The 4,029-nt window shown below is 52.7% G+C and carries 5 protein-coding genes; 2 read left to right on the top strand and 3 right to left on the bottom strand.

Annotation, left to right across the window (positions count from 1 at the left end; translation table 11 throughout):
* Positions 1 to 32: 32 nt before the first annotated feature.
* Entirely contained in the window at positions 33 to 935 is a 903-nt protein-coding gene (locus ABJQ89_RS13745) for a DMT family transporter (RefSeq protein ID WP_348496761.1), read from the bottom strand.
* Between the two features lie 58 nt (positions 936 to 993).
* On the bottom strand, positions 994 to 1,599 hold the full coding sequence (locus tag ABJQ89_RS13740; RefSeq protein WP_348496760.1) for a LysE/ArgO family amino acid transporter: 606 nt from the start codon (positions 1,597 to 1,599) through the stop codon (positions 994 to 996).
* Between the two features lie 92 nt (positions 1,600 to 1,691).
* Here ABJQ89_RS13740 and ABJQ89_RS13735 point away from each other — a divergent pair, with 92 nt between their 5' ends.
* The gene (locus tag ABJQ89_RS13735) at positions 1,692 to 2,576 is read left to right on the top strand and encodes a LysR family transcriptional regulator ArgP (protein ID WP_348496759.1); all 885 of its coding nucleotides are present in this window, start codon (positions 1,692 to 1,694) and stop codon (positions 2,574 to 2,576) included.
* Positions 2,577 to 2,591: 15 nt separating this feature from the next.
* The gene (locus ABJQ89_RS13730) at positions 2,592 to 3,671 is read left to right on the top strand and encodes a hypothetical protein (RefSeq protein ID WP_348496758.1); all 1,080 of its coding nucleotides are present in this window, start codon (positions 2,592 to 2,594) and stop codon (positions 3,669 to 3,671) included.
* A gap of 58 nt (positions 3,672 to 3,729) precedes the next feature.
* Here the strand turns inward: ABJQ89_RS13730 and ABJQ89_RS13725 are convergent.
* Positions 3,730 to 4,029, bottom strand: a 300-nt coding sequence (locus ABJQ89_RS13725) for a YebC/PmpR family DNA-binding transcriptional regulator (protein ID WP_348496757.1), incomplete at its 5' end; no start/stop codon positions are given.

Below are 4,029 nucleotides of genomic sequence, written 5' to 3'. Positions count from 1 at the left end.
CTACGCTCAAGCGCATGACAGCACGGACGATATTAAAGTTTTGTTTCGATATGTGTGGGCGTGACCGCTTTGCGTTTTAGCACAGCCTCACGCCATGTGATGAACGACACAGAGCTTAAAATAAGGAACCCGCCGATCATCACCCAGATATCCACCTCTTCCCCAAAGGCGAAATAGCCAAGGGAAACCGCCCAAACCAGCTGCAAGAACGTCACTGGTTGCGTCACTGTCAATGGCGCCGCCGCGAAGGCCAATGTCATGGTGTAGTGCCCCGCCGTCGCAAAGCAGGCGACCGCAAATAACAATCCGACCTCCCCTAATGTCGGCGGAATCCAAACGGCATAGGCCATGGGCGCAAGTCCGATAGCCACTGCAATTGACAGCATAGCCACAACAACGCTTGCAGGAAGCGCATCCGCCAGCATCTTGGCCGTCAGGTATGAGCCACAAAACATAATGGCGGTAAACAGCATCGCAAAATGCCCCATGTTCAACTCGCGAAAGCCCGGACGCAGAATGATTATTGCACCAACCAACGCGCATAGAACCGCGAGAATGCGGCGAAACGCCAGCTTTTCGCCGAGAAACAACGCTGCTGCAATCGTGACGTAGACCGGCGAGAGGTAGTTCATTGCTGTGACTTCTGCGATCGAGATTTGGGTCATGGCGAAGAACCAAAGCGTAACCCCAACCGTGTGGAAAGCGCCGCGCGCCGTAATGATCCCCCAGAGGCGCGGTGTGAACGTTGTGCTCCGAAGGGTCGTTAGCATTGGCAACAAAAAGACGAGGCCGAGTGCATATCTTAGAAATGCGGCCTCTGCCGCTGGGATACGGGTTCCGTTGAATTTGACGATAGCGGTGACTGCGACAAAACACAGCCCCGTCACGATCATCCAGAAAGCCCCTATGGCTGGGCGCTGCGCGTCATTTTCCATACCATCGTAAGATCAAACTGGCCCCCAGAAGGCAAGGCAATCCAAGCGGCTTTGCTGTTTAGATCAAAAGTGAAATCGCGATGGCCCACATTGTAAGCGCGATGATTGCATCCAAAATGCGCCACGCTGACGGTTTTGCGAAAATGGGACTAAGGAGCCGCGCGCCATAACCCAAACACACGAAGAAAACGAAGCTCCCGAGCGTTGCGCCTGCACCAAATGCAACGCGATCTTCATATTGTGCTGAAATCGACCCAATCAGTACAACGGTATCGAGGTAAACATGTGGATTAAGCCATGTAATCGCCAGCAACGTCAGCAAAGTTGTTCTGAGCGGCGCGGCATCATCTGCCCCGTTTTTCAAACTCGCACCACCGCGCCAAGCGGACATTGCATTTTGGAAACCATACCAAAACAAGAAGATCGCACCGCCATAACGCATGATCGTTTCGAACATTGGAAACTTGCTCGCCAGCGTCCCAAAGCCCGCGACACCAGAAATAATCAGGATCGCATCAGAGATCGCGCAGACCAAGACAATCGGAAGCACATGTTGCTTACGCAATCCATGTTTGAGAACAAACGCATTTTGCGCCCCGATCGCGAGGATCAAGGAAATGCTCAGCAAGAAACCGGGAAGGAACGATGGGAAGAACGATGACATATTTGGTGACTTTCCGTTTTTGGTTCGTCAGAGGTAACGGCGGACGCGAATGAAGGCTAGTTAAAGAAAATCAGATAAGTTAAGTTTTGCTAATGCAGTTAGACTACGATCATTTGCGCGCTCTGAGCGAGATTTTGAGGACCGGAAGCTTCGATGCTGCGGCCTCTAGCTTAGGCGTAACGCCTTCCGCCATTTCGCAGCGCGTCAGGGCGCTGGAGGATCAGGTCGGCGCGCGTCTTATCTTGCGCGCGGTGCCTTGCGTTGGCACCGATCTCGGACAACGCCTAGCGCGCCATGCCGAAGAAGTCGCCGTGATGGAGGCCGCCCTCCTCCCTGACCAGAGCGAACCTGCGCGCCTGAGCATTGCGGTGAATGCCGATAGCTTGGCCACTTGGATCATCCCTGCACTGGCCTCCCAACCCGACATCCGCTTTGATCTAACTGTCGTCGATCAAGACCATAGCGCGCAGCTTTTGAAGGAAGGGCGCGTCGCGGCTGCGATTACGACGCGGGCGCAGGCCATTCAAGGCTGTGATAGCATCCCCCTCGGCGCGCTTGAATATGTCGCAACCGCCAGCCCTGAATTTGTCGCGAAGTGGTTTCCAGATGGAGTCACACCAGATGCGTTGGAACGCGCGACGGCGCTTGTCTTTGATACCAAAGATGGGCTTCAGCGCGATTGGGCGCTTCGAGAAACCGGCGAACACATCGCGCTCACCGGCCATGTTTTACCCTCGACACAGGCCTTTGTTGCAGCTGCCAGCGTCGGGATGGGTTGGGGCATGAACCCCGCGCAATTGGTGAAAGAGGCTTTAGCCGACGGAACGCTCGTCGCGCTGGGTCAACGACCGCGTTATCACACGCCGCTATACTGGCAAATTTCACGACGACTTGCGCCACACCTAAAGGGGCTGACACATGCGCTGCGCCAGCAGGCCAAAACAGAGCTCGTTGCGCCACAGGGTAAAAACGGCTAGCTGATTAGGATGGACATGTCATTGCTCAACCCGCTCATTTTACCTGAAAACGGCCCGAAACGTCGGCATATTGTGCCGGATAAATATCGACTTGATGGCTATAATGACACTTATGATTTTCACACATTAGCCTATGATGTGATCTGGATCGCACGCAAAAAGGCTGTGCTTTTGGTTTGCCCTAAGCTCTTGAATTTAGAGAGCCTACTAACATCCTCAAAAATAAAGATCTCTGGCGAGGGTGCGGGTAAACCCAAAATCAAGCGATATCGCCGCCACGATGAAGTGTGGTTGAGTTGCTCTCAAGAGCCAAGCGAACTCGAAATCGAAACTGAAGTCTTTACGCTTAAGACAAAGATCAGCCGACAATCAACTGACTTTGATAACAAAAACGTCCTCATGACAAAATCCAAGGACAATGATTTGGGATGGATTACAGATTGGCTCAAGCATCATGTCGAAAACCAAGGCGCCAACGCGACCCTGATTTTCGACAATGGATCAAACGCCTATTCGATATCAAAATTGCAACAAAGCCTGCAATCGGTGACTGGATTAGACACTGCTCAGGCCATCGCCTCTGACTTTCCCTTTGGCAGCTGGAAAGCCAGCAAGCTGATCCATCGCTCCATGTTCTATCAGGCCGGCATGTTGGCCATTGCGCGGCATCGTTTTCTTCACTCCGCCCGCGCTGTGCTTCCCATCGATATTGATGAATTGATCACAGGCGCGAATGTGTTCGATGCGGCTGTTCATTCGAAAATTGGCTATGTCACGATGCCGGGTTTCTGGCGGTATTCAAAGCTTCCCGAAGATCAAATGCCCCGCCACGCAGATCATATTTGGCGTCGTGACCCTGATGCAGGTAGCAAGGAAAAATATTGCCTTGCCCCAAATCGTTGGTTCACAAATGCGGTTTGGGATATTCACGGGCTACATCGCTATGCGTTCAACAAATGGGCGATGATGAAAGACGCGCGTTTCCTGCATTGCGAGCATATTTCCACCGGTTGGAAACGCAAACGCGATGCCGAAGCGGGGCATACATTGGTGCGCGACACCCAGACAGAGGCAGAGTTGAAAGCGCTCCGCTAAAACGCAAAACGGCCCCCGAATATCGGAGGCCGTTGTTAAAAATCACTCTAATCGTCGATCACTCAAGCTGGGACATAACCTCATCAGAGGCTTCAAAGTTCGCAGTTACGCGCTGAATGTCGTCGTCATCTTCAAGAGCATCGATCAGCTTCATCAATTTGGTCATGCCTTCCAGATCCATCTCTGTAGAAATGTTTGGCTGCCAAATCAGTTTCGCGCTGTCGCTTTCGCCCAAAACCTTTTCCATCGCGGTAGAGACTTCGTTCAGGTCGGTATCCGCGCAGATGATCATATGACCGTCTTCTGATGTTTCACAATCCTCTGCACCCGCTTCAATCGCGGCTTCCATCACCGTGTC

The organism is Planktotalea sp. (assembly GCF_039984035.1).
Taxonomy (GTDB): domain Bacteria; phylum Pseudomonadota; class Alphaproteobacteria; order Rhodobacterales; family Rhodobacteraceae; genus Planktotalea.
This window is presented reverse-complemented; position numbering and strand designations above follow the sequence as displayed.